This is a genomic window from Methylobacterium sp. 190mf (assembly GCF_900107945.1).
In the GTDB taxonomy this organism is placed as follows: Bacteria; Pseudomonadota; Alphaproteobacteria; order Rhizobiales; family Beijerinckiaceae; genus Methylobacterium.
Map to the genome: position 1 here is coordinate 17,580 of NZ_FNVI01000007.1, position 26,628 is coordinate 44,207.

The window sequence follows — 26,628 nt, forward strand, 5'->3', positions numbered from 1 at the left end:
CCCGAGCGTCAGATCGCTCCGCCGTCGACCGTGATGGTCTCGCCGGTGATGTAGGCCGCGCCCGCGCCCAGGAAGAAGATCGTCTCGGCGATGTCCTCCGGGCGGGCCATGCGGCCGAGCATCGTGCGCCCCACGGTCGAGGCCTTGCGCTCCTCCGACCAGGGCTCGGTCCAGGGCGTGGCGACGAGGCCGGGCGCCACCGCGTTGACGCGCACGTCCGGCGCCAGCGCCCGGGCGAGGCTGCGGGTCAGGTTGATCAGTCCGGCCTTGCTCGCCGAGTAGGCGACCGACGAGCCGCGCCGCCCGAGGCCGGCCACCGACGCGGTGTTGACGATGGCGCCGCGGCTCGCCTTGAGGGTCGCGGCCGCGGCCTTCGCGCAGCGGAACGGCCCGAGCAGGTTGGTCGCCAGGATCGTGGCCCAGAAATCCTCGGTCATCGCGTCGAGGTCCTCGAAGGCGATGGGCGTGGTCGTGCCCGACGTGCCGGCATTGTTGACGAGCACGTCGAGGCCACCGAGCCGGTCGATGCCGGCCGCCACCATCGCCTCGGCCTCGCCCGCCCGCGACACGTCGCCGGGCAGCGCGATCACCGAGAATCCGGCGCCGGCGAGCCGGGCGGCCTCTTCGGGGCCGCGGGGATCGTCCGGCAGGTGGTTCAGCGCCACGGTGGCGCCGTTGCGGGCGAAGATCGCGACGGTCGCGAGCCCGATCCCCGACGAGGCTCCGGTGACGAGGACGCGCCGTCCGGACAGGTCCGCTCCGATCATGATCCCTCCATCCGGCCGATCCCGGCCATCGCCGCCTTGAGCGCCAGGAGCTTGCGGTCGCGTTCGCGGAACAGCTCTTCCGGCGGCCGCCCGCCCCAGTCGAAATAGCCCTTGCCGGCCATCACCCCGGTCCGGCCCTCGGCGCAGAGGGCGTCGAGGGTCTCGGAGCGGGTGCGAGGCGGCGGCGGCGCGTAGCTGCCGTTGGCGAGCGCCCGCTGCGTCAGCTCCAGGCCGGTGAAGTCCGCCTTGGCGAGGTGGCCGAGGATCGGGATGCGCAAGGCGAGCCCGTGGATGATCGCGTCGTCGATGTCCTTCGGCGCGGCGACGTCCTCGTCGAGGAGCCGGAACACCTCGGCGCTGATCGCCTGCTGGATGCGGTTGGCGACGTAGCCCGGGATGAAGCGCTTCAGCACGATCGGGACCTGGCCCAGGCCGCGCACGAACTCGGCCATGGCGGCGACGACCGCCGGGTCCGTGCCGGGCCCCGGCACCACGTCGACGAGGTCGACGATGTAGGGCGGCGTGTACCAGTGCAGGATCAGCGCCCGCGCCTGCCGGGCTTCCGGGATCAGCGGGAAGACGTCGAGGTAGCTGGTGTTGCTGGCGAGGATCGCGTCGGCCGGGCAGAGCCGGTCCAGCTCGGAGAAGAGCGCGCGCTTGGCCTCCGGGTTCTCGGTGATCGCCTCGATCACGAGGCCGGCGCCCGAGACCGCCGCGTCGAGCGCCGCCTCGACCCGGACGGCCCGGGCGAGCCGCGCGGCATCCCAGCCCTCCGGGGCGGCGCCGGCCTCCCGCAGGGTCGCGAGGGCGGATTCCATCAGGCCGGGGATCCGCGCCCGGGTCTCGGGCCGCGTGTCGGTGATCCGCACGCCGTGGCCGGCGAGCGCCAGCACCAGGGCGATGCCGTGCCCCATCACGCCGCCGCCGACGATCGCGATCTCGCCCATGCCGCACGCTCCTGTCCCTGCCCCGGGCTCCTCTCGCGGGAATCCTCGGGTCGTCCGTCCGGCCTCAGCCGCCGCGCTGGTCCCGGCGCATCATGAAGGCCAGCTTCTCGAACAGGCTGACATCCTGCTCGTTCTTCAGGAGCGCCCCGTGCAGCGGCGGGATCAGCTTGCGGCCGTCCTGCTCGCGCAGGGTCTCGGGGGTGATGTCCTCGGAGACGAGGAGCTTCAGCCAGTCGAGCAGCTCCGAGGTCGAGGGCTTCTTCTTGAGGCCCGGGACCTCGCGCATCGCCAGGAAGGTCCGCAGGGCCTCCTCGACGAGGCGGTGCTTGATGCCCGGATAGTGGACGTCGACGATGCGCTGCAGCGTCTCGGAATCGGGGAACTTGATGTAGTGGAAGAAGCAGCGGCGCAGGAACGCGTCCGGCAACTCCTTCTCGTTGTTCGACGTGATGATCACGATCGGCCGGCGCACGGCCTTCACGGTCTCGCCGGTCTCGTAGACGTGGAACTCCATCCGGTCGAGTTCGGTCAGCAGGTCGTTGGGGAACTCGATATCGGCCTTGTCGATCTCGTCGATGAGCAGGACCGGGCGCTCGGGCGCGGTGAACGCCTCCCAGAGCTTGCCGCGCCGGATGTAGTTGGAGATGTCCGAGACCCGAGGGTCGCCGAGCTGGGAGTCGCGCAGGCGCGAGACCGCGTCGTACTCGTAGAGCCCCTGCTGCGCCTTGGTGGTCGACTTGATGTTCCAGACGATCAGCGGCGCGCCCAAGCCCTTGGCGATCTCTTCGGCCAGCACGGTCTTGCCGGTCCCGGGCTCGCCCTTCACGAGGAGCGGCCGCTCCAGGACCACGGCGGCGTTGACCGCCGCGGTGAGGTCGGGGGTCGCGACGTAGGTCTCGGTTCCGGAAAAGCGCATCGCGGTCTCGGAGAGAGGGGCTCGGGCCAAGGGGTAGCGCGCCGCGCCGCCGGGCCGCAAGCGCCGTCCCCGTCCGGCCGTCCCAGTCGGTGCCGGCTGATGCGCCCGCCCGATGGTCCACGCCGTCATCACGAGCGAAGCGAAGTGACCCAGAGCAGCGGGACGTTCGGAGGCGGGGCGCTACCCTGGATTGCTTCGCTTCGCTCGCAAGGACGGTGGCGCCGCGAGCGATCTCAGCCCTTCTCGTGCCAGACGCAGTTCCGGGCGAGGATCTCGAGGTTGACGTCCGACTTCTGCGGCTGCGGCAGGGTCTTGCCGTCCATGGCCAGGTCGATCTTGATCTCGACCTGGCCCTTCGCCTCGTTGGAGCGGCGGGAGAAGTAGCAGTACTGCTGGTAGGGCTGCTCGGCGCTGTCCTTGAAGTTCCAGCCGGTCACGATCTGCCCGTCGAGGTAGGGCACCTGCTTGAACACCGTGAAGGTCGTGTTCACCGCGGCCTTGGAGGCCGGGGCGGCGTCGTTGCCGAGCTGCGCCTTGGTGGGCGTCGGCGTCGCCGGCGCCTTGGGCAGGCCCTCGAGCTTGAGGGTGTTGTCGGTGAGGGTGACTTCGCCCTTGGTCTTCAGGGTCACGTCCGAGAGCGCCGCCTGCATGGCGGCGGCGATCTTCTCGGCGGCGGTGTCGAACTGGTTCAGGGTCGCCCAGCCGTAGGCCGCCGCGCCGACGCCGATGCCCGCGAGGCACGCGAAGGCGCCGAAGCCCAGCGCCCGGAACAGGAAGGCCCGGGCCGCGACGTAGCTCGAATCCGCCCGCAGGCGGGAATTCACCTGCTGGGCGAGGGCGATGTTCTCGGGGGTCCCGCTCGCGACGTAGTTCATGCGCCGGCTCCAGCGGCAGGGAGGGTCGGGCCCGGATGGGTCTGGTTCGGCAGCGCCTGCTGGCCCTGGGCCGGCCGGTTCATCGGGATCACCGCGCCCGACGCGTTGGCGGCGCGCGGCAGGATCGGCTCGGGGTGCGAGCGCAGGGCGTCGGCGATCGCGTCGAGCATGTAGGGGGCCGCCTCCGGGTTCACGGCGGCGCCGAGATCGTCCTCGTCCATGAAGGTCCGGCGGGTCGAGACCGCGCAGAGCGCCAGGATCGTCGACGCGAAGGCGGCGCAGACCGCGGGCAGGAACACGAAGATCCGCAGGAAGGCGTGGACCTGGCTCTCGGTCACGTCGATCGGGTCGACGCCGTAGACCATGGCGGTGAAGGAGTGGAGCTGCGAGCGGTTGACCGCGTTGCGGTAGCCCTGCTCGGCATCGGCCACGCGGCGGTCGGCGGCGCCCGGATCGAGGGCGGCGCGCGCCTTGCGGGCCTCCTCCAGGTCCTTGATCATCCCGGCGCGGTCGGCGGACGCCTTGGCGACGCCCTGCGACAGGGCGGCGACGCGGGGATCGGCCACGCATTTCAGGTTCTGGTACTTCCGGCCCTTGCTGTTGGTGCCGAAGACCCGCTCGCAGCGCTGGGCCGGGAGGCCGGCGAGCTGCTGGGCGTTGTCGGCGGAGCGCTTCTCGATCTGGTCGAGCTCGGCCGTGTACTGCGCCACGCGCTCGTCGGCCGCCTTGATCCGGTCGCCGATCGTGGCGCGGTCGGCCTGGGCGTCCTTCAGGGCGGTCTTGGTCCGGGCCGCCTCCATCAGGCGGGGATGGAACATCATCTCGCCGAGCTGCGACACCGACTTGGTGGTCACGCCCGCCGCGAAGATGATGCCCAGCACGGCGAGGCCGCGCACGAAGTAGGAGCGCTGGGTCCGGGCCAGGATGCCGAGCGGCACGCGGCACAGCTCCACCGCGGCGTAGACCAGCGGCGCCAGCAGCATGAAGTAGAAGGCGTGCCAGTCGCCGTCGCTGTAGACGCCCGCGAACAGCCACGCGCCCCAGAGCGAGGCGCCGATCACCATGAACTCGACGAGGTACGCGATCGCCACGTAGCCCCACTTGATGCGGTAGCCCTTCTCGACGTGGCGCTGGTGCCGCCAGCGGTCCGACTCGAGCTTCCACTCGCGCTTCTCGCGCTCGAGGTCGCGGCTGGGGGGCGCTGCCGGACCGGCAAATATCGATTTGATGGAGATCATCGGCCTCGTCGCATCCATCCGGTCCAGTTCCGGGCCGAGCCCGGCCGAGCTTAACCCCCGGTTAACTCAGGCGTGTATGCGCGCATTGTGCCGATTTTGGGCCGCGTTGCACGCCTTCACCGCATGCCTCCTTTGGATGCCGTCCGCATCCCGCGTGCCGGTGACCGAAATGTCTCACCCGCGCCTGTATCCGGCTTGTGTCGGAACGCACGTCCGCGGGACCGGTCGCCGGCCGAATCCGGTTGCTCCGAGGGCGCCGCCGACCCATGATCGCGCGGCCGTGAGCGGCGCTCCCCACCCCCGAGAGACGAGGTTCGATCCGCCGCCGATGCCAGAGGTCCACGCCGGCTCCTACAAGGAAGCGATCCTGTTTCTCGTCACAGCGGGCATCGTGGTGCCGCTGTTCCACCGCCTGCGGATCTCGCCGGTGCTCGGCTTCATCGGCGCCGGGGCCCTGCTCGGACCCTTCGGCCTCGGCCGGCTGGCCGACACCTATCCCTCCGTGCACCTCTTCACCATCGGCAACCGGGCCGAGATCTCGCACCTCGCCGAGTTCGGCGTGATCTTCCTGATGTTCATGATCGGGATCGAGCTGTCGTGGGAGCGCCTGCGGGTGCTGCGCCGGCTGGTCTTCGGCCTCGGCTCCCTGCAGGTGGGCTGCTCCGCGCTGATCCTCGGGGCGATCCTCTACGGGCTCAACGTGCCGCTCACCGGCGCGGTGATCGTCGGCATCGGCCTCGCGCTGTCGTCGACCGCGGTGGTCCTGCCGGTCCTCGCCGAGCAGAAGCGGCTGAACGCGCCGACCGGGCGCACGAGCTTCGCGGTGCTGCTGTTCCAGGACCTAGCGGTGGCCCCGGCCCTGTTCGCGATCGCGGTGCTCGGCCGCGACGACGGCGGCGACAAGGGCTGGGCCCTCGCCCTGGCGCTGGGCCAAGCGGCGATCGCGCTGGCCCTGATCGTGGTGGCGGGCCGCCTCGCCCTGCGCCCGCTGTTCCAGCTCGTGGCGCGCACGCGCTCCACCGAGCTGTTCATGGCCGCCTGCCTGCTGGTCATCGTCGGCACGGCGCTGACCGCGGCGGCGAGCGGCCTGTCGATGACGCTGGGCGCCTTCGTGGCCGGCCTGCTGCTGGCCGAAACCGAGTACCGCCGGGCCATCGAGGCGACGATCGACCCGTTCAAGGGCCTGCTGCTCGGCGTGTTCTTCGTCTCGGTGGGCATGAACCTCGACCCGGCGCAGCTGATGGCGACGCCGGGGGCGATCATCGGCCTGTCGCTGGCGCTGGTCCTGATCAAGGCCGCCGTGGTGATGATGGCGGCCCCCGTGCTGAAGATCCCCCGGCCGGTGGCGCTGGAGACGGCGCTCCTCCTCGGTCCGGGCGGCGAGTTCGCCTACGTGCTGATCGGCGGCGCCATGGCCACCGGCCTGGTGCCGGAGGAGGTCGGCGCGGCGGCCCTCGTGGTGACCACGGTCACGATGATCATGATCCCGGCGCTCGCCGCCGTCGGCCGCCGGCTCAAGCTGCGGGCGACCGCCAGCGCCCAGGCCACCGCCAAGGCGGAGCCGGTGCCGGAGCGCGTGGGGAACCGGGTGATCGTCGCGGGGTTCGGCCGCGTCGGCCGGCAGGTCGGCGAGATGCTGGAGCGGCACAAGATCCCGTACATCGCCCTCGATTCCGACGCCGCGCGGGTGGCCGAGCAGCGCCGTGCCGGGGCGCCGGTCTATTTCGGCGACAGCGGCAACACCGAGATGCTGCGCCGCTGCGACATCGCCACGGCCCGGGCGCTGGTCGTCACCCTCGACAATCCCCGCGCCGTCGAGGCGGCGGTGGCGGCGGCCCGCGCCGAGCGGCCGGACCTGACCATCGTGGCCCGGGCCCGCGACGCCCGCCACGCCTCCTCGCTCTACGAGCTCGGCGTCGACGACGCGGTCCCGGAGACGATCGAGGCCTCGCTGCAGCTGTCGGAGGCCGTGCTGGTCGATGTCGGCGTGCCGATGGGGCTGGTGATCGCGTCGATCCACGAGCGGCGGGACGAGTACCGCGCCCTGCTGAAGAAGCGCGAGGGCGAGTCGAAGCCGATCTTCCGGGCCCGCCGGACCGTCGGGAAGGCACTCGGCAAGGCCCCGGTCAAGCGGGAGCCCGAGCGCCAGGAGGCGGCCGGCCAGGAGGCCTGAGGGGGCGGCCTAGAGGGGGCGGCCTGAGGGGGCGGCCTGAGGCGGGAGATCCGAGCGGAGGTCCCGGGGGCCCCGCTCAGATCAGGACCGGGTGCGCGTCCTCGTGCTTGGCCCGCCGCGCCGCGCGGCTGCGCGGCGCCGGCTCGAACCCGTCGGCGAAGCTGCACCGGTAGACCAGCTCGTCCGCCGGCCCGAGGCCGGTGACCAGGGGCACCGTCACGGTGTCGCCGGAGAAGCGCCAGCCGCGGGCGCCCTTGTCCCAGTAGAGCCAGACCGTCCCGGGATAGCCCCGCAGGGTGAAGACCGCGGCCTTGCGCGACAGGGCCTGCACCGCCCGCGGGGCGTACATGCCCTTGTCGCGGTAGGCGTCCCGGGTCGCCTCCGGCTGGCGGTCCATGAAGGTGTTGCGCACCAGCTGAATCGTCGCCCCCGGCTTCCCGAGAAACCGCTTGAATTCCGTCAGATTCCGCAGGATGACCGCCATCGCAGGTCTCCTCGCTAGCTCCGTGTCGGCCGCGCTGCCGCGTCCGCACACACTCGATGTCCCGAGTTGAGCGATTCCCATGACCGATTGAGTGACTGGGCGAGGCTTGTCCGGTCACATATCAACAGATTCGACGACTTATGCCCAGGTTATGAGTCCCATCGGGTCGGAGAGACTCGTTTGGGCGCCGGAATCGGCGCTGCCGACGGGGCTGAATCTTGTCGACCATCGGCGAAGACTCGGAAGTCCTTCGGAAAAGTCCTGCCACGCTCGGCGGCGCGCCGACCGATTCGCGCGGGCTTGACCCGGACGCCCGGCTGGCGCGTTCTCCCGGCATGCTGCTGCAGTTCTTCACGGCCCTCCGGGACGCCAAGGTCCCCGTCTCCCTGAAGGAGTACCTGACCCTGCTCGGCGCCCTGGACCGGGGCCTCGCGGAGCACGACGTCGAGGCGTTCTACTTCCTGTCGCGCACCGCGCTCGTGAAGGACGAGGCGCATCTCGACCGGTTCGACCGGGTGTTCGGCACGGTGTTCAAGGGGCTGGAGACCCTGGGCGAGGCGGTCGAGCCCGCCGCGATCCCGGAGGAATGGCTCAGGAAGCTCGCCGAGAAGTACCTGACCGAGGCCGAGAAGGCGGAGCTGAAGGCGCTCGGCTGGGACAAGCTGTTCGAGACCCTGAAGCAGCGCCTCGCCGAGCAGAAGGGGCGCCACCAGGGCGGCTCGAAATGGATCGGGACCGGCGGCACCTCGCCCTTCGGCGCCTACGGCTACAATCCCGAGGGGATCCGCATCGGCCAGGACGGCAACCGCAACTTCCGGGCGGTGAAGGTCTGGGACAAGCGCGAGTTCAAGGACCTCGACGACGACCGCGAGATCGGCGCGCGCAACATGCGCCTGGCGCTGCGGCGCCTGCGCCGCTTCGCCCGGACCGGCGCGGCGGAGGAGCTCGACCTCGACGGCACGATCCGCGCGAGCGCCCGCCAGGGCTACATCGACGTGAAGCTGCGGCCGGAGCGGCGCAACGCCGTGAAGGTGCTGCTGTTCCTGGACGTCGGCGGCTCGATGGACTGGCACATCGAGCAGGCGGAGGCCCTGTTCTCGGCGGCGCGCTCGGAGTTCAAGCACCTCGCGCACTACTACTTCCACAACTGCCCCTACGAGGCGGTCTGGACCGAGAACCGGCGGCGCCACGAGGCCAAGACGCCGCTCCTCGACGTGATCCGCACCTACGGCAGCGACTACCGGCTCGTCTTCGTGGGTGACGCCTCGATGAGCCCCTACGAGATCGCGACGCCCGGCGGCTCCGTGGAGCACTGGAACGAGGAGGCGGGCGCCACCTGGATGCAGCGGCTCCTCGACCATTTCCCGAAGGCGGCGTGGCTGAACCCGGTGCCCGAGACGCACTGGGGCTACACCCAGTCGATCGGCATGATGCAGCGGCTTGTCGCCGGTCGGATGTTCCCCCTCACCCTGGACGGGCTCGACGCCGCGGCGCGGGCGCTGGTGCGATGACAGGTGCCTTTACGGCCTCACAGCGCGACGCGACCGGAGGCGATGCCGTCCTCGCGAGCGCAGCGAAGCGATCCAGCAGCGCCGCATACGCGGACGTCGTGCCACCCTGGGTCGCTTCGCTGCGCTCGCGAGGACGGGCGGGGATCGCGCGACCGAGACGGTTTCCGTCTCAGCCCTGCTGGGACGGCGTCGTCACCACGAGGCCGTCCATCGCCGGCGTGATCTTGATCTGGCAGGAGAGGCGGGAATTCTCGCGGACGTCGCTGGCGAAATCCAGCATGTCCTGCTCCATGTCCTGCGCCTTGCCGACCGTGTCGATCCAGGCGTCGGCCACGTAGACGTGGCAGGTGGCGCAGGCGCAGGCGCCCCCGCACTCCGCGTCGATGCCCGGGACGTTGTTGCGCATAGCCGTCTCCATCACGGTCGCGCCGACGCTGCCTTCGACGGTCCGTTCCGTCCCGGCGTGGTCGACGTAGGTGATCTTGGGCATGCTGGGGGCTCCGGGCTCGCGTCGAGCGCAATCTGTCCGACGGGCGGCGTGCCTGCTTGGCGGCTGGAAACGCGGAATGCAAGCGCGGCATTAGACACCGGTCCCGGATCGATCGCCGCATTGGGCGACACCGTCAGGCGCGCGCCTCCGCGATCTCCGCCAGCGCCCGCGCGACCGCGGCCGCGAGGTCGTCGACCGGCACCGCCCCGGTGCCGGCGCGCAGGCGCGTCTCCGCGGCGTCCGCGAGCGCCCGCACGTGGATCGCCCCGACGCCCGCGGCCGAGCCCTTCAGGGTGTGGGCGAGGTCGGCGCGCTGCGCCCGCGGCAGGGCCGGGTCGGCGAGGCGCGGCAGGATCGACCGGCACTGGCCGGCGAACAGCTCCAGAACCTCACGGGCCAGATCGGCGTCGCCGCCGGTCTGGGCCTCGAGTTCCGCGGGGTCGATGGCCTGCATGCTCGGGCTCCCGGCATCCGGATTCGTCGGGGATTGCGGATCTGATCCACACAATTCACCCCCTGATTCGCCGGGTGGGGATCGCGCCCGACCCCTCCCCTGCGGCAGGATGGTGGAGGCGGCGAGCGACGGGCCCGGTAACCATTCGGTTAACCTTTTCTGGGGCCGGTCGAGGGCTCGGGTATCGGCAGTCGCTGCCCGAGTTTAGTCTTGTAATGGTAAACGGGGCGTTGCGTCTCCGGCTCAAGCCTCTCCAGGCGCCGGTGAACCCGTGTAACGAGGCGTTGTATGGCGACCGAGAAGAAGCTGAAGGACCCGGCCGAGGCCGCGCTCTCTGCGATCGAGCAGGCGCTGAACCTCGACGCCCTGACGCCGAACGGCACCGACGGCCGCGCCGAGCCGCGCCTGCCCGATGTCGGTGACGCCGACCCGCTGCGCGACGGCGGTCTCGACGCCGGCCGGACCATGCCGCCGCGCCTCGACCTCGACCCGCCGCTCGCCTCCGACCTGCCGCCGCCGGGCCTGGACCGCCCCCGCCGCGAGGGCGGCCTCCTGCCCCCCGACCGCTCGCTCGTGGCCAACGACGACCGGCGCAACATCGGCATCCTGCAGCAGACCCTGCGGGTGCGCTCCTCGCCCAAGCCCTACCTGCTCGCCCTCGCGGCCGGCGCCGTCTGGATCGGCGCCCTGGTGCTGGTCGCGTGGTCGAAGTCCGACGGCGACCTGCGCGCCGTCCTGTCGGGCCTCTCGGCCCTCCAGGCGAGCGTCGGCGCCGCGGCCCTGTTCGGTCCGGTGGTGCTGTTCGTGATCGCCGCCATGCTGGCGGTGCGCGCCCAGGAGATGCGCCTCGTCGCCCGCGCGGTCGGCGAGGTCGCAGTGCGCCTGGCCGAGCCCGAGAGCTTCTCCACCGACGCGGTCCTGACCATGTCGCAGACCGTGCGCCGCGAGGTGGCGGCGGTGGGCGACGGCGTCGAGCGGGCGCTCGCCCGGGCCGGCGAGCTGGAGACCCTGGTGCGCGGCGAGATCGCCACCCTGGAGCGGGCCTATTCCGACAACGAGATCCGGATCCGCTCCCTCGTGGACGAGCTGGTGGCCCAGCGCGAGGCGATCGTCACCAACGCCGAGCGGGTGCGCAGCGCCATCACCGGGTCGCACCAGAGCCTGAGCCAGGACCTGGAGGGTGCCTCCGACCGGATCGTCTCCGCGGTGACCGGCGCGGGCGAGCGCGTGACCGGCGCGCTGGAGACCCGCGGCGCCGCGATCACCGCCTCCCTGGGCGAGGCCGGCGACCGGGTGGTCAACCTGATGACCGCCCGCGGCAGCGACCTGATCGACACGCTGGCGGCCACCAGCCAGGAGGTGCGCGGCAGCTTCCAGGAGGTCGGCGAGACCCTGACCCGCAGCTTCGAGGACCGCGCCGGCACGGCGACCGGCGCCTTCCAGGCCGCCGGCACCGCCCTGGCCGAGCGCCTGTCGGAGAATGCCGGCGCCCTCACCCGGACCCTGGAGGAGACCGGCAGCCGCGTGAGCGACGCGCTGGAGCGCCAGGCCGGCACGGTGCGCGAGACCTTCGAGCGCTCCGTGACGGGGCTCGAATCCGCCTTCCTGTCGCGCGGCTCGGAGCTGACCGAGCGCTTCGGCGCGATGGGCGCCGAGATCACCGCCCGCTTCGCCGAGACCGGCTCGGCCCTGACCCAGGACATCGCCGGCCGCGGCCTCGCGCTGCGCGCCGAGATCGAGAGCGCCGGCCTGTCGGTCGCCGAGACGATCGAGGGCCGCGGGCGCGACGCCCAGGCCGCCCTGGCGCTCGCCGCCAGCGGCGCCGGCGAGACCCTGGCGGCCCGCGCGGGCGCCGTGCGCGACGACCTCGTCGGCACCGCCGAGCGGATCGCCGAGGCCCTGTCGGAGCGCGGCGGCGCCCTCGCCGAGCGGATGGACGGCATCGCGGCGCGCCTCGACGAGACCGTGACGGTCCGGGCCGCGGACCTGGAGCACCGGGTCGCGGCGGCGGCCGAGCAGGCCGGCGGCAGCATCGCGCACCGGACCGAGACGGTCGCGGCCAACCTCGAGGCCGCCTTCGCGGCCCTGGGCCGGGGCTTCGAGACGGGGGCCTCCTCCGCGGTCCAGTCGCTGCGGGGCACCGTCGAGGGCCTGTCGGGCGAGATCGACGGCCGCACCGCCGAGGCGGTCGCGGCGCTCCGGCGCGGGGCCGAGGCGGCCACCGATGCCCTGCGCGGCACGGCCGAGGACGCCACCGGCGCGGTCGAGGCCCGGACCCTCGAGGCCGTGCGGGTGTTCGAGCGCCGGGTCGCGGATTCCGCCGCCGCCCTGTCGGCGCGGACCGAGGAGGCGGCCGCCGCGCTGCGGGCCGCCGCCGATCAGGCGAGCCAAGCCGCCGAGACGCAGACGCGGGACGCCGCCGCCCGGCTCGCCGCGGCCCTGGACACCCTGCGCAACGCCTCCGGCGAGGTCACCGGCGCGGTCGAGGCCGAGACCGCGATCCTCACCGCCCGGTTCCGCGACGCCGCCGACCGGGCCGGCACCGAGCTCGGCGCCCGCGGCACGGACGCCGTCGCGGCGGTCCGCGCCGCCCTGGACGATCTCAACCGCGAGCTCGCCGCCCGGACCGGCGACGCCACCGGCAGCCTCGCCGAGGCCGCCCGCGCGATCTCGGCCGACCTCGCCGCCCGGATCGGCGAGATGGAGGCGGCCTTCGGCGAGCACGGCCGGAGCGTCGCCGAGCTGCTCGCCGGCCACGCCGACGAGACCCAGGCCCGGATCAGCGGCACCGGCCGCGACATCGTGCTCGCCGTGGCGAGCCAGGGCGCCCGCATCGCCGACACCCTCAGCCAGACCGGCGCGAGCTTCGCCGAGACCGCCGACGGCCGGGTCCGGGCGATCGACGAGACGCTGGGCAACCGCCTCGCCGCCCTGCAGGAGACCATCGCCCGCGGCGACATCCTGGCCGACCGAATCAACCGCGACACCGCCGCGCTGGGCGAGACTGTCGGCGCCCGGCTGGAGGAGATGGACCGCCTCCTCACCGGCAAGGGCGAGGCCGTCGCCGAGACGATCGCCACCCGGGCCCGCGAGGCCGGCAGCCTGATCGAGACCCATCTCGGCGGCCTGGAGACGCGCTCGGCCGAGCGGGCCGCCGCCATCGCGGCCGCCGTGGCGGCGCTGGTCGGCCAGATCGACGACCATCTCGGCAGCCGCGCGAACGCCGTGGACGACGCGCTGCGCGCCCGGACCGACGAGATGGCCCGCGTCATGGCCGAGGGCCATCGCGGTCTGATGGAGATGCTGGAGGGCCGCACCTCCGGGCTCGGCCAGGACATCGCCCGCCACACGGGCGAGATCGCCCGGCGGATCGAGGAGAGCGCCGGCCATTTCGACACCGGCGTCATCGGCCGCCTGCAGGCGATCGCCGAGACCCTGGACCAGCGCGCCCGCCTCGTGGACGAGAGCTTCGGCGTCCAGGCCTTCGAGGCGATCCGCCTGATCGAGGCGCGCACCCGCGCGGTGGACGAGGAGCTGGCCGGCCGGACCCGCGACCTCGTGGCGATGATCGCCGACCGGACCGGCGGCCTCGACGGCGCCATGGCCGAGCGCGTCCGCGCCCTCACCGGCACCATCGAGGAGGCCACCCGCGGCCTCGAGGCCGCGCTGGCGAACCGCGCGGATTCGATGATCCGCCTGGTGGACGAGCGCACCGAGAACGCCGACGCGGCGCTGGCCGCCCGCACCGAGGCCGTGCACGCGGCCTTCGCGGAGCGCGCCGACCTCATCGGCCGCCTGATCGACGAGCGCATCGCCGCCATGTCGGGCGAGCTCGACGAGAAGGGCCGCGCCGTGTTCGGGGCGATCGGCGGCCGGATCACCGAGCTCGCCCGCCTGCTCGACCGCGGCGGCACCTCGCTGGCCGAACTCATCGACCAGCGCGGCGAGAGCGTGCTCGCCAAGCTCCAGCAGACCATCGCGGACGCCGAGCGGATGCTCGATGCCGGCGAGGGCCGCCTGGGCCACACCCTGTCGAGCCGCACGGCCGACATCAGCGGCCTCCTCGACGAGGGCGTCCGCTCGGTCCACACCCTGCTGGACGACCGGACCAACCAGATCCGCGTCCTGCTGGACGACCATGCCGGCACCCTGGCCGCCACCCTGGACGGCCGGATGGGCCCGATCCACGAGGCGCTGGACGGCCGCGGGCAGGCGATGGTCGCCGCCCTGGAGGGCGCGTTCGGCTCCGCCACCGGCGCCCTCGACGACCGCACCCGCCAGCTCGGCAGCCTGTTCGACGAGCGGCTGGGCCACCTCGAGAGCTTGGTCGACGGCCGCGGCACCCGCCTCGCCGACACCCTCACCGCCCGGGCCCAGGCCCTGCGCACCCTGTTCGAGGAGGCTCAGTCGGCCCTCGACGGCGTGGTCGAGGGCGGCGGCGGCCGCTTCGCCGCCGCGGTCGACGCCCGCATTCAGTCCCTCCGCGCGGTGCTGGAGGAGGCGCCCGCCGCCGTCTCCGCGCTGGTGGAGACCCGCGAGCGCCAGCTCGCCGCCACCCTCGACGCCCGCACGCAGCGCCTCCACACCCTGTTCGAGGAGGCCCAGGCCGGCCTGCGCGACCTCGTGGACGGGCGCGGCCAGGAGGTCGCCGACGCCATCGCGGCCCGGACCGAGGGCCTGCGCACGACCCTCGACGCGGCGCCCGCCCAGATGGCGGATCTGCTGGACACCCGCCTGTCCGACCTTCAGGGCCTGTTCGAGCGGGCGCAGGGCGAGATCGACCGCCTCGTGGACACCCGCGGCCGCCAGATCGCCGGCACGATCGAGCACCGCACCCAGGCGCTCCAGACCACGATCGAGGGCGTGAACCCGGCGATCGCCGGCCTGCTCGAGGAGCGCGAGAACCGCCTCGCCGAGACCCTCAAGGAGCGGACGGGCGAGCTGCAGACTCTGTTCGACCGGGTGCAGAACCGCCTCGGCGCCCTTGTCGAGGGCACCGGCCGCGACGTGTCCGAGCGGGTCGACGCGCGCGTCGAGACCCTGCGGGCGACCTTCGAGCAGGCGCGCGCCGCGATCGAGGGCCTGCTGGAGGACCGCGGCCAGGCCCTGGTGGCGGCCGCCGAGGGCCGGACCGGCGCCCTGGTGGAGGTGTTCGACGCCCGCCTGCGCGCCCTCGACGGTGCCGTCGAGGGCCGGACCGGCGCCCTGGTCGAGACCTTCGACGCCCGCCTGCGCGCCCTGGACGGCGCCGTCGAGGGCCGGACCGGCGCCCTGGTCGAGACCTTCGACGCCCGGCTGCGGGAGCTGGACGGCGTGGTCGAGGGCCGCACCGCGGCCCTGGCGCAGGCCGTCGAGGCGCAGAGCGAGGCCCTGGCCCGCGGCGTCGACGCCCGCGCCGACGCCTTCACGCAGCGCATCGACAGCCGCATGCGGCTGTTCGCGACCCTGGTGGCGCAGCGCGCCGACACCCTGGCCACCGCCTTCGACGACCGCCACGAGGCCTTCGCGGGCCTCATGGACGAGCGCACGGCGTCCCTGGTCGCCGCCCTCGACGAGCGGGCCCGCGCCCATGCCGAGCAGGTCGAGGCCCACAACGCGGCCCTGGCCGAGACGCTCAGCCGCCGCGAGGCCGCGCTCGCCGGCCTGATCGACGCCCGCACCGAGGCCCTCGGGGCCGGGTTCGAGCGCCGCGCCACGGCGCTCGGTGCCCTGGTCGACGCCCGCGGCGAGGCCCTGTCCCGCCGCCTCGCCGAGAGCGCCGAGACCCTGGTGCGCGCCATCGAGGAGCGCGGCGGCGCGCTGCTCGCCAGCGTCGAGGGCAGTGGCCGCGCCGTCGGCGACAGCCTGGAGGGCCATGTCGAGCGCCTGCGCAGCGCCATCGACGGGCCGATGATGGACCTGTCGCGGGCCCTGTCGGACCGGGCCGAGGCGATCGAGCGGACGCTCGCCGAAACCGGAATGCCGCTCGCCGAGAGCCTGCGGGAGCGGACCGAGGAGCTGGCCGTGCAGTCGCGGGCCTCGGCCGAGCTGCTGCGCGCCGCCGTCGAGGACGGCGCGGGCCGCACGCTCTCGGAGCTGTTCGAGACCAACGACCGGATGGGCCGCGAGCTCGGCGCGCTGCTGCAGCGGATCGAGGCCGCCAACACGGCGCTGACCGACCTCGTGGCCGGCGCCGACACCAACCTCGGCGCGATCGAGCAGGGTCTCGCCGGCCGGATCGAGCAGGTCCAGGGGGCGCTGGAGCGCATCGCCGCCGAGACCGGCCGGGCCAGCGCCGGCGTCTCGGCCCAGGTCGAGGCCCTGCGCGGCGCCGCCGACGGGGCGCTCAGCGAGGCCTCGCGCCTCGCCGAGACCCTCGACGGCCGCGGCCGCTCCCTCGGCGAGCAGACCGCCGCGCACGTGGCGGCCCTCGACCGGGCCGCGGCCTCGCTGGCGGCCATCGAGGAGCGCCTGGACTCGGCCCTGTCGGGCCGCGAGACCAAGCTGACCGAGGCTCTGGCCGCGTTCGAGGCCCGGGCCGCCGCCCTGGAGCAGAACGGCACCGCCCTGGCCCAGACCATCGAGCAGACCCTGCGCGCCGCCGAGGAGCGTGCCCGCAGCGTCGGCGAGTCCCTGGCCCAGTCGGCCCAGGGCGCCGGGGCCTCGGTGACGAGCGCCTTCGCCGACCTGAAGGACAGCGCCAGCGCCGAGGGCGAGAAGGCCGCCCAGGGCGTCCGGCAGGTCATCGAGGAGGCGGCCCGCGAGATGCGCAGCGGCTTCCAGGAGGCCCAGGCCAGCTTCGGCGACTCCTTCTCGGCCCTGCGCGAGATGGCGGGCTCGATCCGCGGCGAACTCGACGCGACCCGCGCCGAGCTCGCCAAGGGCGTCCTCGAGCTGCCGCGCGAGACGCAGGACGCAACCGGCGAGATGCGCCGGGTGGTAGCGGACCAGATCAAGGCCCTCAACGAGCTGTCGTCCCTGGTCTCCCGCTCCGGCCGCTCGGTCGACGTCGCCCAGCCGCAGGCGCAGCCCCAGCGCCGGGTCGCGGAGAGCGGCGGCCGCGCCGTCGCGGCGGCGGCGCCCGCCGCGGCCCCGGTCGCACCGGCGATGCCGACGGCGGCCCCCGCGGCTCCGGCCCTGCCGGCGCCCGCGGCGACGCCGCGGCCCGCCGCGGCCAAGATCGAGGCGCCGCGCCCGTCCGCGACCGCCCGCCCGGCGCAGGCCGGCGACAAGCGCGGCTGGCTGTCCGACCTGCTGACCCGCGCCTCGCTGGACGACGACGAGGAGCCGGCGGCCGACGCGCCGGCCGCCGCCCCGGCGCCCGCGCCGGCGGCCCGCCGCCCCGCGGTGGCGGCCGCCGAGACCGGGCGGATCGCCCTCGACACGATCTCGACCGACATCGCCAAGATGATCGAGCACCGGACCGCGGTCGACCTGTGGGAGCGGTACCGCCGGGGCGAGCCGAACCTGTTCGACCCGCGGATCTACACGCCGCAGGGCCGGGCCACCTTCGCGGAGATCCAGCGCCGGTACAGGACCGACGCGGAGTTCCGCCGCAGCGTCGACCGCTACGTCAGCGAGTTCGAGCGCCTGCTCGGCGACGTGGTCAAGAACGACAGCGACGCCAAGCGCACCGACGCCTACCTGACCTCGGAGACCGGCAAGGTCTACACCATGCTGGCCCATGCCAGCGGGCGCTTCGACGGGGCGTAGGACCGATCCCGCCGGGGCCGCTCGCGGCGCCGGCGGGCGCCTGACCGGGGGCGACGAGACCCGTCGCGCCCTCACAGCAGGCCGAGGCCGACCAGCTCGCGCCGCAGGGCCTCGGGCATCTCGGCGAGGTCTCCCGAGGCCTCGGCCCCGAGATCGGCCGGCGCGTCGCTGGCCGTCAGGTAGCGCCAGCCCTGGAACGGCCGGTAGGGCCGGGGCGCCACCGGGACGAGCCGGGGATCGAAGACCAGCCGGCAGCGCGGGATGCCGTCCGCGTCGGTGAGCGGCTCGATCGCGGTGATCGCCTGCCGGCAGGACAGCGTCCCGCGGATCACCCAGTAGATCGAGCCCTGACCGGTGATCTCCCGGTGGCGCTTGGGCAGGGTGCGGGTGACGTGGAACGGCGCCGCTTGCCGGCCGTCCCGGAGCGCCTCCGCGCGGAAGCGGGCCTGCCGGGCCTCGAGATCGGCGATGGTGGCGGGGCCGACGCAGAGCTTGATCAGGTGCAGGGCCACGGATGCGCGTGCTCGGGGGTGCCGGGGGCGCCCCTGATAGCAGGGTCCGCGCCGGCGCGCGCCTGTCGAACTGCGCCGGAGCGCCGGCGCCGGGCCGGACCCGTCAGGCGAAGAGCGCGAGCCGCTGCTCCGGCGTCAGCGCGTCGATCTCGGCGAAGCTCAGGGCCGGCTCCTCCGGCGGCATCGCCGGCTGGGGCGCCGCCGCGACGGTCTCGCCCCAGGTGAGGTCGACCACGTCCGGCGCGATGTCCTCCTCGACGTCCGCCTCGACGTCCGCCTCGAACGCCTCCTCGATCGCGGTGGCGGGCTCCGGCGCGTCCGCGGCGGACGGATCGGCGACGGGAAGGGAGGCGACCTCCGGAGCCGGCTCCGGCTCCGGGGCGGCCTCGAGATCGACCGCCCAGTCCGCTTCCAGATCGGCCTCCGAGCCGGCCTCCAAGCCGGCCTCTAAGTCGGCCGCGGGTGCGGCCTCCGACCCGTCCCCCGGCGCGGCGAGGTCCGGCTCCGGGGCGAATGCCAGCGCGGCCACTCCCCCCGGCTCGGACACGGCGTCCGGCTCGGCCTCTGCCACCGGCTCCGGCGCGGCCGGCGCTTCGGCCGCGACCTCTGTCTCCGGCTCGGCCTCCGGCGCCCGGGCCTCCGCCTGGACCGGCAGGAACACCAGATCCTCGTGCAGCGCCGGGCTGCCGGGGCGGGCCACGAGGGCCGCCACCGTGACGGCCGGCACGTCCATGGCGATGTAGCGGTCGATGTCGCTCTGGTTCAGATCGGCCGGCTCGCCGGCCGGCCGCGCGCCCCGGTGGGGCGGCACCCGGACCGCGTCCTCGCCCCAGATGGCGATCATCGCGGAGACCCGGTCCTCCAGGTAGCGCAGGGTGTAGACGATCCGGGCGGTGCGCTGCGCGGTCAGGTCCTGGAAGGAGCAGGCGGTGTAGATCGCGGTCGCGTGGCGGTCGAGGGCGTCGCAGGCCTGCGCTTCGGCCCCGTGCTCGCGCAGGGTCCAGGCCGCCTCCTGGATCGACTCGGCGGCGCTGAGGATGTCGGAGGTGGCCTGCTCGGTCTCGCGCACGATGGCGTCGAGGGCGAGGGACGCCTGCGTCAGCCGGGTCTCGTCGCCGTTCGGGGTGTTGAGCGCCGCGATCTCGCCCTTGGTCCGGCTGATCGCGTCGGCCATATCGAGGAGATTGCCGCGCAGGTGCCCGAAGGCCTCCTGCCCGCGGTCGGCGGTGACGCTCCGCTCCAGCCGCGCGATCGCCCCGAGCAGCACCTCGGTCTCGGCGCCCCGGTTGCGCCGGGCGTACTCGGCGAGGAACCAGCGGCCGCGCTCGCTGGCGCTGATCGTCGCCTCGATCGCCTCGTACTCGGCCGAAGCGTGCGCGCTCGGGTTGACGGAACCGAACATGGGCCTCTCTGGACGCTGAATGCGGGCGCGGCGGCGGCCCCGATGCGCGCCAATCGCGGCGAATTTGACAGAGGGCCTTTAACGGGCGCTTACGGACGCCGTCCCGGTCCCACCTCCCTGCTCACCCCGCTCGTCGAGACCCGCCTTGCCCCGCCCGTCCGGCCCGGCGCGCCTGTCGCTGCTCTACGCCGTGGTGTTCACCGAGATCGGCATCGCGATGCCGTTCATGCCCCTGTGGCTCGACGCCCTGGGGCTCGATGCCCGGGTGATCGGTCTCCTCCTCGCCCTGCCGATCGCCACGCGGATCGCCGCCACGGCGCCGCTGATGAGCCTCCTCGACCGCGGCCTCGGGCCCCGGCGGCTGATCCTGCTCGGCAGCCTCGCCCTGAGCCTGACCTACGCGCTGATGCCCGCCGCGGCCGGGATCGGGTGGCCGCTGCTGGCCGGGCTGATCGTGCTCAACGCGGTCGCCGGCGCGCCGCTCGTGCCCTGCATCGACTACCTGACGCTCGCGGCCGTGCGCCAAGACGCCCGCCTGACCTACGCGCGGATCCGGATGGCGGGCTCCATCGCGTTCCTGCTGGCGAACCTCGCGGGCGGGCTGCTGCTGACGGCGCTCGGCGGCCGGCTCGCCGTGCCGCTGCTCCTGACCGGCCTCGCCCTCGGCGCGGGTCTGGTGGCGTGGCGCAGCCGCGCGGTGGCGGCCCTGCCGCCGTCGGCGGCGGGCGACGGCCGGACGCGGCTGCCGCGGCGGCTCTGGCTGTGCATCGGCGCGGCGGCCGCGATCCAGGCGAGCCACGGGGCGATCTACGGGTTCGGCAGCATCTACTGGACCGGCCAGGGCATCCCGCCGACCTGGGTCGGCGCGCTCTGGGCGACCGGGGTGCTGGCCGAGATCGCCCTGTTCGCCGGCCTCCCCGCCCTGCCCGCCGCCTGGCGCGGCCCGGTGCGGCTCCTCGGCGCCGGGGCCGTCGCGGCGATCCTGCGGGCGATCGGCATGTACCTCCTCGGCGACCATCTCGCCGCGCTGGTGCCGCTCCAGTGCCTCCACGGCCTGACCTTCGGGGCGACCCAGCTCGGCGCCATGGCGGCGGTCTCGGCCTACGCCCCCGACGGCGCGCGGGGCCGGGCGCAGGGCACGCTCAGCGCGGTCAATGCCGGGATCTCGGTGGTCGCGACCCTGGGGAGCGGCGTCGCCTACCGGGCCGGCGGCCCCCTCGCCTTCCTGCTGATGGCGCCGCTCGCCGCCGCCGGCCTGGGCCTCGCCCTGGCGTCCCGCCGCGCGCGGGGGGTGAGGTTGGAGACGGATCGTCAACCGTAATGTCGTCATAACCGCCGGGCAGGGTGGTGCCTCGATCGAGGAGTATGGGTGTTGCTGAGCGAGGGCACTGTTCCCGGCGCCTTGGCCGGCGCCGCGCTGCGGGACCGGTCGGCCGACGGCCGCCTGGCGCTCGACGGCCGCTGGACCGCCGACCAGGCCCCGACCGTCGAGGCCGCGGCCGCGCGCATCGCGGCGGCCGGCCGCGCCGGGCCGGTGGCGGTCGACCTGTCGGGGATCGAGCGCCTCGACACGCTCGGCGCCTGGGTCCTGGAGCGGACCCGCGCCGAGATCGAGCAGGCGGGCAGCGCCCTCACCTATCTCGGCGCCCGCCCGGAGCACCGCACCCTGCTGGGCGAGGTCCGGCTGCGCGAGCCGGACGCGCCGCCGCCGCGGCGGCACGGCCCGGTCGTCGGCCTGCTCGACTCCACCGGGCGCCGGACCGTGCAGGGCGGCCGCGAGTTCGTCACCGCCCTCGCGTTCCTGGGCGAGCTGATCGCCGCCTGCGGGCGCGTCGCCCTGCGGCCCGGCACGTTCCGCGGCAACGCCCTGATCAACCAGATCCAGCAGGTGGCGCTCAACGGCACGCCGATCATCGTGCTGATCTCGTTCCTCGTGGGCGGCATCGTCGCCCAGCAGGGCATCTTCCAGCTCCAGCGCTTCGGCGCCCAGACCTTCGTGGTCAACCTGATCGGCCTCCTGATCCTGCGCGAGATGGGCGTGCTGCTCACCTCGATCATGGTCGCCGGCCGCTCCGGCTCGGCGATCACCGCCGAGATCGGCTCCATGCGCATGCGCGAGGAGGTCGACGCGCTCCGGGTCATGGGCCTCGACCCCGTCGAGATCCTGATCGTGCCCCGGGTGCTCGCGCTGATGATCGGCCTGCCGATGCTGACGCTGATCGGCGACCTCGCGGCGCTCGCCGGCGGCGGCCTCACCGCGATGCTCTACGGCGGCCTGACCCTCGACCAGTTCCTGGTCCGGCTCCAGGCGGCGGTGGGCGTCCACCACGTCATGGTCGGCCTGATCAAGGCGCCGTTCATGGCGCTGACGATCGGGGTGATCGCCACGATCGAGGGCTTCGCGGTCGAGGGCTCCGCGGAATCGCTCGGCCGTCACGTCACCGCGTCGGTGGTGAAGTCCATCTTCATGGTCATCGTCCTCGACGGCCTGTTCGCGGTGTTCTTCGCCGCGATCGATTTCTGAGGCCGCCGCGATGAATGCCCCGATGACCGCCTCGCCGAATGGCCCCGCCCCGATCATCCGCGTGCGCGACCTCGTGGTCGGCTTCCGCGACCGCAACATCCTGAAGGGCCTGAGCCTCGACATCCGCGCCGGCGAGATCCTGGGCTTCGTCGGGCCCTCGGGCCAGGGCAAGTCGGTGCTCACCCGGACGATCCTCGGCCTCAACCCGAAGCGGGCCGGGACCATCGAGGTGTTCGGCCGCGACGTCGACGCGCTCACCTACGCGGAGCGGCGCCGGATGGAGCAGCGCTGGGGCGTGCTGTTCCAGCAGGGCGCCCTGTTCTCGGCTCTCACCGTCAAGCAGAACATCCAGGTGCCGATGCGCGAGCACCTGAACCTGTCCGAGCGCCTGCTCGACGAGTTCGCCCGGCTGAAGATCGAGATGGTCGGCCTGAAGCCCGACGCCGCCGACAAGCTGCCCTCGGAATTGTCGGGCGGCATGATCAAGCGCGCGGCGCTCGCCCGCTCCCTGGCGCTCGATCCCGAGATCCTGTTCCTCGACGAGCCGACCTCGGGCCTCGACCCGATCGGCGCGGGCGAGTTCGACGACCTCGTCTCGACCCTCAAGGAGACGCTGGGGCTGACCGTCTTCATGGTCACCCACGACCTCGACAGCCTCTACACCGCCTGCGACCGCATCGCGGCGCTCGGCGACGGCCAGATCATCGCCGCCGGCACGATCGACGAGATGCTGGCGAGCGACCATCCCTGGCTGCGCTCGTACTTCCACGGCAAGCGCGCCCGGACCATCGCGACGGGGGGCGCCTCGGCCCATGCCTGATCCCATGCCTGATCCCATGCCTGATCCCGTGCCTGCTCCCGTGCCTGACCCGATGCCCGATCGCCGCCGTCCCACCCAGATCCCGCCCTGCTCCCCTCCGGGAGCCGGGGCTCCAGGCCCGGCCGGATCTCCGCCGGCCAGAACCGCAGGTTGAGCGCATGGAAACCCGCGCGAACTACGCCCTGATCGGGGCCTTCACGATCGCCGTCATCCTGGCGGGCTTCGGCACCGTGCTGTGGCTCTCCGGCGGCTCCTCGCGGCAGGTCAGCCAGCTCGTCCGCATCGTCTTCTCCGGCTCGGTCGGGGGCTTGTCGCGCGGCTCGAGCGTGAACTTCAACGGCATCAAGGTCGGCGAGGTCACCGACATCCGCCTCGCCCCGCAGGATCCCCGCCGGGTGCTCGCCACGATCAAAGTCGATCCCGCGACCCCGCTCCGGGCCGACACCCGCGCCCGCCTCGACTCGGCGATGCTCACCGGCGTCTCGGTGATCTCCCTGTCGGGCGGCAATGCCGACGCGCCGGTGCTGACCCCGATGGCCAACGGCGAGCCGCCGACGATCTTCGCCGATTCCTCCGACATGCAGGACATGATGGCGCTGGCGCGCCAGGTGGCGCAGCGGGCCGACGACATGCTGGCCCGCCTCGACCGGCTGGTCTCCGCCAACGAGGGGGCGATCAACCGGTCGCTGACCAATGTCGAGACCTTCTCGAAGACGCTGGCCGATGCCGGCCCGAACATCTCGGCGCTGGTGAAGGCCGTGGACGGGGCCAAGCTCGGCCGGGTGATCGACAACGCCGACCGCTTCTCGGCCGCCCTGTCCAAGGCCAGCCCCGACATCGAGGCCGGCCTGCACGACGCCCGGCTGCTCGCCGGCAAGCTCAGCGCCTCGGCCGACAAGATCGACGCGGTGCTGAACGGCGCCCAGAGCTTCCTGGGCTCGGCCTCCGGCCAGGAGGGCTCCAGCACCTTCACGGAGATCCGCGCGGCGGCGATCTCGGTGCGCGACGCCGGCAAGGCGTTCCGGACCATGTCGGAGAACCTCGACAAGCGCACCGCCAGCATCTCGGCCAATTTCGGCCGGCTGAGCGGCACCGGCCGCCGGGAGGTCGAGGCCCTGTCGGGCGACGGGCAGCGGACGCTGAGCACCCTCAACCGCACGGTGCGCAGCCTGGAGCGCGACCCGAGCCAGGTGATCTTCGGCGGCAAGCCTTCGTTGCCTGAATACAACGGTGGCCGGTGAAATGCCGCGTCGCCGGGCGGATGTGTCCCGGCGCACGGCACGGATGCCGCAGCGGATTAGTTTTAACCGCATAGCTTATACAGCTCCGCCGTTCGCCGGCGGGGTCCTTCAGGTCATGCGTATGGTCCGCTCGTCCCACATCGCCGCCGCCGCGCTGCTCGCCGCCCTCTTGGGCGGCTGCGGCGGCGCGGCGCCCCTCACCTTCGACCTCGCGGCGCTGCCGGCCGCGGGGCGGCCGATCGCGGCCGGCCGCTCGATCGCGGTCTCGGAGCCGGTGAGCATCCAGCCCTTCGAGGCCGACCGGATCATCGTCCGCGAGAACGGCGGCGCCCTGTCGTTCCTGGGCGGCGGCCAGTGGGCCGACCGGCTGCCGCGCCTGATCCAGACGCGGCTCATCCAGAGCCTGGAGAATTCCGGGCGGCTCCGCTCGGTGAGCCGGCCCGGCGACAAGGTCGTGGCCGACTACCAGCTGATCAGCGAGATCCGCGCCTTCGACGTGCAGTCCGGGACCGGCGAGGCGGTGGTCGACCTGTCGCTGAAGCTCGTGGCCGACGGCACCGGCAGGGTTGCGGCGGCGCGGATCTTCACGGCCCGCGTGCCGGTGTCCAAGATCGATGCCGGCAGCGGCGCCCGCGCCCTCGATCAGGCGCTGAGCATCGTGCTGGCCGACGTGGTGCGCTGGGTGAACAGCGGGCGCTGACGGCCCCGCGGCCGGGCCGCGCCGACGCCCCCGCCGGGGCGGGGCGCTCGCGACGGAACGTCCTCCGAATGCCAGCCGCGCGGATCCGCTCCACGGCCCGACAGGCGCCACGGGTGATGGGACGGGCCCGACGGTGCATCGTGGGCGCGCGGGATTTCCTGCCGATCAATCCGTGTCCCGCGGCGCCGCGGCGGCGTGCGTGGACGGGGCGCGGTTGCGGTTCGCAGCAATCGCGGTCATACGGCTGCCGCGATGCAGACTCTGTTCTCAACTGAAGGTGTATTGGAGAAGGACAAGTTTCGCCTTTGGCGAGATATCTGCGAAGATCGCCTGGTTCCGATGGCGCAGACTTGTCTCAACGACGAGCCCTTTCACGCGACGATCGAGGGGGCCAGTATCGGCGGCCTGGTCTTCACGAAATTCGCGCTGCGCAACCTGCGGGCGGCCACGACGCCGCGCACGCTTCGCCATGAAAACCACAAGACCGACCACCTGTTCATGAGCATCGTGCTCTCGGGACAGGTCCGCGCGGATCAGTACGATCGGTCGAGCACGGATCGGGTCGGCGACTTCTCGATCCGGGATACGAATACACCCTGGACGATCGAGCACAGCGGCTACAGCGAGGTGCTGGCCATCGGGATCCCGCGGGAGCGGCTGGAGAGGGCTCTGGGCTCCGCACGCCTGTTCGCCGGCGTGACTGTCGGCGGCGATCTGCCGACCGCGACCCTGACCCGGTCGTTCCTGGGCAACCTGCTCAGCCTGGGCGACCGGCTGACGCCCCAGGTGGCCGAGAGCATGGTTTCCACGGGGCTCGACCTCATCGTCGCCAGCCTCGCGGAGCGGCTCGCGCGGGAGGCGCAGCGGCCCGTCCAGGACAGCGTCGTGGTGCAGCGCGCCCGGGCCTATCTCGAGGCCCATCTCCACGATCCGACCCTGGACCCGCCCCGGCTCGCGGCCGCGGCCGGCGTGTCCCTGCGCCGGCTGCAGGCCTTGTTCCGCGCGCAGGACCGGCACGTCTCCGACTGGATCTGGCACCGCAGGCTCGAGGCGGCCGCCAAGCGCTTGGCCGATCCGGGCTGCCTCCACATGCCGCTGGGGACCTTGGCGTATGGCTGCGGCTTCCTCAGCCAGTCCCACTTCTCCCGCCGCTTCAAGGAGCGCTACGGCCTGAGCCCCCGCGACTACCGCGTGCGCGCCCTCGCGCGGGGCGCCGAGGGTGGGCCGGAGGGCCGACCGGGCCGCCTCACTCCATCACGGCGGCCTTCATGATCACCACCATGGTGGCCCGGGCCGGACCGTCCGTGCAGCGCACGAGGTGGGGCCGGTCGCAGCGGTAGCGCAGGGTCTCGCCGGCCCGCGCCCGCTGCACGACGCCGCCGATCTCGACCTCGAACGCCCCCTCGGTGACCGAGAGCGACTCCACCGAGCCGCGCTGGTGCGGGTCCGAGTCGAGGACGCCGCCCGGGTCGGCCGTGACCTCGTACCATTGCAGCCACTCGATCGTCTTGAGCCAGCCGATGATCGCCAGCCGCACCTTCCCGTCCTCGGAGACGAGGATCGGCGTGTCGGCCCGGGAGGTCTTCTCGATGAACGGCTCCTCGTCGCCGGCCGCCAACACCCGCTCGATCGACACGTCGAGGGCCTGGGACAGGCGCCAGATCGTCGCCAGCGTCGGGTTGGTCTCGTTGCGCTCGATCTGGCTGATGATCGACTTGGCCACGCCGGACTGCTCGGCGAGTTCCGAGAGCGACAGGTTGTAGGCCTTGCGCAGCCGCTGGATGGTCTTGCCGAGCTGGCCGGAGAGCACCTGCGCGCCGGTCAGCAGGTCGCGCCCGCGCGCCCGGTCGGGCCGTTCCGCCTGATCCTGCATCGTCCCCGA

The 26,628-nt window shown here is 73.4% G+C and carries 20 protein-coding genes; 9 read left to right on the top strand and 11 right to left on the bottom strand.

The features are described 5' to 3' along the window. Nucleotides 1–8: 8 nt before the first annotated feature. The 5 genes from C4T42_RS09855 to C4T42_RS09875 form a co-directional block, all read right to left on the bottom strand. A complete protein-coding gene (locus C4T42_RS09855) occupies nt 9–767 on the bottom strand; it encodes an SDR family oxidoreductase (RefSeq protein ID WP_020092354.1) in 759 nt (252 codons plus the stop codon). Beyond that, nucleotides 764–1,714 (bottom strand): 3-hydroxyacyl-CoA dehydrogenase family protein, encoded by a 951-nt coding sequence (locus tag C4T42_RS09860; protein WP_020092353.1) that lies wholly within the window; start codon nt 1,712–1,714, stop codon nt 764–766. Before C4T42_RS09860 ends, C4T42_RS09855 begins: the two co-directional genes overlap by 4 nt. A gap of 64 nt (nt 1,715–1,778) precedes the next feature. Beyond that, nucleotides 1,779–2,630 (bottom strand): MoxR family ATPase, encoded by an 852-nt coding sequence (locus tag C4T42_RS09865; RefSeq protein WP_020092352.1) that lies wholly within the window; start codon nt 2,628–2,630, stop codon nt 1,779–1,781. A 233-nt stretch (nt 2,631–2,863) separates the two neighbouring features. Further along, nucleotides 2,864–3,505: a hypothetical protein gene (locus C4T42_RS09870; protein ID WP_020092351.1), complete on the bottom strand. Its 642-nt coding sequence runs from the start codon at nt 3,503–3,505 to the stop codon at nt 2,864–2,866. Further along, entirely contained in the window at nt 3,502–4,761 is a 1,260-nt protein-coding gene (locus C4T42_RS09875; RefSeq protein ID WP_020092350.1) for a hypothetical protein, read from the bottom strand. The genes C4T42_RS09870 and C4T42_RS09875 overlap by 4 nt, the downstream gene beginning before the upstream one ends. A 310-nt stretch (nt 4,762–5,071) precedes the next feature. Here C4T42_RS09875 and C4T42_RS09880 point away from each other — a divergent pair, with 310 nt between their 5' ends. Continuing rightward, nucleotides 5,072–6,916, top strand: a complete 1,845-nt coding sequence (locus C4T42_RS09880; protein ID WP_020092349.1) for a cation:proton antiporter — start codon at nt 5,072–5,074, stop codon at nt 6,914–6,916. A gap of 76 nt (nt 6,917–6,992) precedes the next feature. Here the strand turns inward: C4T42_RS09880 and C4T42_RS09885 are convergent, their stop codons facing one another. Beyond that, complete coding sequence (locus C4T42_RS09885) at nt 6,993–7,400, bottom strand: hypothetical protein (RefSeq protein WP_020092348.1); 408 nt, start codon at nt 7,398–7,400, stop codon at nt 6,993–6,995. A gap of 335 nt (nt 7,401–7,735) precedes the next feature. Here C4T42_RS09885 and C4T42_RS09890 point away from each other — a divergent pair, with 335 nt between their 5' ends. After that, nucleotides 7,736–8,911 (top strand): VWA domain-containing protein, encoded by a 1,176-nt coding sequence (locus tag C4T42_RS09890; protein WP_020092347.1) that lies wholly within the window; start codon nt 7,736–7,738, stop codon nt 8,909–8,911. A 169-nt stretch (nt 8,912–9,080) separates the two neighbouring features. Here the strand turns inward: C4T42_RS09890 and C4T42_RS09895 are convergent, their stop codons facing one another. After that, a complete protein-coding gene (locus tag C4T42_RS09895) occupies nt 9,081–9,401 on the bottom strand; it encodes a 2Fe-2S iron-sulfur cluster-binding protein (protein ID WP_020092346.1) in 321 nt (106 codons plus the stop codon). Between the two features lie 133 nt (nt 9,402–9,534). Next, nucleotides 9,535–9,855 (bottom strand): Hpt domain-containing protein, encoded by a 321-nt coding sequence (locus C4T42_RS09900; protein ID WP_020092345.1) that lies wholly within the window; start codon nt 9,853–9,855, stop codon nt 9,535–9,537. Nucleotides 9,856–10,143: 288 nt separating this feature from the next. Between C4T42_RS09900 and C4T42_RS09905 the strand changes: the two genes are divergently transcribed. Next, nucleotides 10,144–17,547: a hypothetical protein gene (locus tag C4T42_RS09905; RefSeq protein ID WP_020092344.1), complete on the top strand. Its 7,404-nt coding sequence runs from the start codon at nt 10,144–10,146 to the stop codon at nt 17,545–17,547. Nucleotides 17,548–17,618: 71 nt separating this feature from the next. Here the strand turns inward: C4T42_RS09905 and C4T42_RS09910 are convergent, their stop codons facing one another. Together C4T42_RS09910 and C4T42_RS09915 are read right to left on the bottom strand one after the other, a co-directional pair. Beyond that, entirely contained in the window at nt 17,619–18,059 is a 441-nt protein-coding gene (locus C4T42_RS09910) for a DUF1489 domain-containing protein (RefSeq protein WP_020092343.1), read from the bottom strand. Nucleotides 18,060–18,162: 103 nt separating this feature from the next. After that, complete coding sequence (locus tag C4T42_RS09915) at nt 18,163–19,461, bottom strand: hypothetical protein (RefSeq protein ID WP_020092342.1); 1,299 nt, start codon at nt 19,459–19,461, stop codon at nt 18,163–18,165. Nucleotides 19,462–19,606: 145 nt separating this feature from the next. On the opposite strand from C4T42_RS09915, the gene C4T42_RS09920 reads away from it, so the two are divergent. The 6 genes from C4T42_RS09920 to C4T42_RS09945 all read left to right on the top strand — a co-directional run bounded on the left by C4T42_RS09920 (nt 19,607) and on the right by C4T42_RS09945 (nt 26,018). Then, nucleotides 19,607–20,782, top strand: a complete 1,176-nt coding sequence (locus C4T42_RS09920; protein WP_020092341.1) for an MFS transporter — start codon at nt 19,607–19,609, stop codon at nt 20,780–20,782. 48 nt (nt 20,783–20,830) lie between these two features. After that, the gene (locus C4T42_RS09925; RefSeq protein ID WP_026604795.1) at nt 20,831–21,985 is read left to right on the top strand and encodes an MlaE family lipid ABC transporter permease subunit; all 1,155 of its coding nucleotides are present in this window, start codon (nt 20,831–20,833) and stop codon (nt 21,983–21,985) included. Between the two features lie 10 nt (nt 21,986–21,995). Next, nucleotides 21,996–22,805, top strand: a complete 810-nt coding sequence (locus C4T42_RS09930) for an ATP-binding cassette domain-containing protein (protein ID WP_020092339.1) — start codon at nt 21,996–21,998, stop codon at nt 22,803–22,805. Nucleotides 22,806–22,963: 158 nt separating this feature from the next. Continuing rightward, the gene (locus C4T42_RS09935) at nt 22,964–24,046 is read left to right on the top strand and encodes an MlaD family protein (RefSeq protein ID WP_020092338.1); all 1,083 of its coding nucleotides are present in this window, start codon (nt 22,964–22,966) and stop codon (nt 24,044–24,046) included. Nucleotides 24,047–24,167: 121 nt separating this feature from the next. Further along, complete coding sequence (locus C4T42_RS09940; RefSeq protein ID WP_020092337.1) at nt 24,168–24,746, top strand: ABC-type transport auxiliary lipoprotein family protein; 579 nt, start codon at nt 24,168–24,170, stop codon at nt 24,744–24,746. Nucleotides 24,747–24,998: 252 nt separating this feature from the next. Then, the gene (locus C4T42_RS09945) at nt 24,999–26,018 is read left to right on the top strand and encodes a helix-turn-helix domain-containing protein (protein WP_042673838.1); all 1,020 of its coding nucleotides are present in this window, start codon (nt 24,999–25,001) and stop codon (nt 26,016–26,018) included. Here the strand turns inward: C4T42_RS09945 and C4T42_RS09950 are convergent. Then, nucleotides 25,993–26,619, bottom strand: coding sequence for an XRE family transcriptional regulator (locus C4T42_RS09950; RefSeq protein ID WP_020092335.1), 627 nt, complete (start codon nt 26,617–26,619; stop codon nt 25,993–25,995). The genes C4T42_RS09945 and C4T42_RS09950 overlap by 26 nt on opposite strands. Nucleotides 26,620–26,628 lie beyond the last annotated feature (9 nt).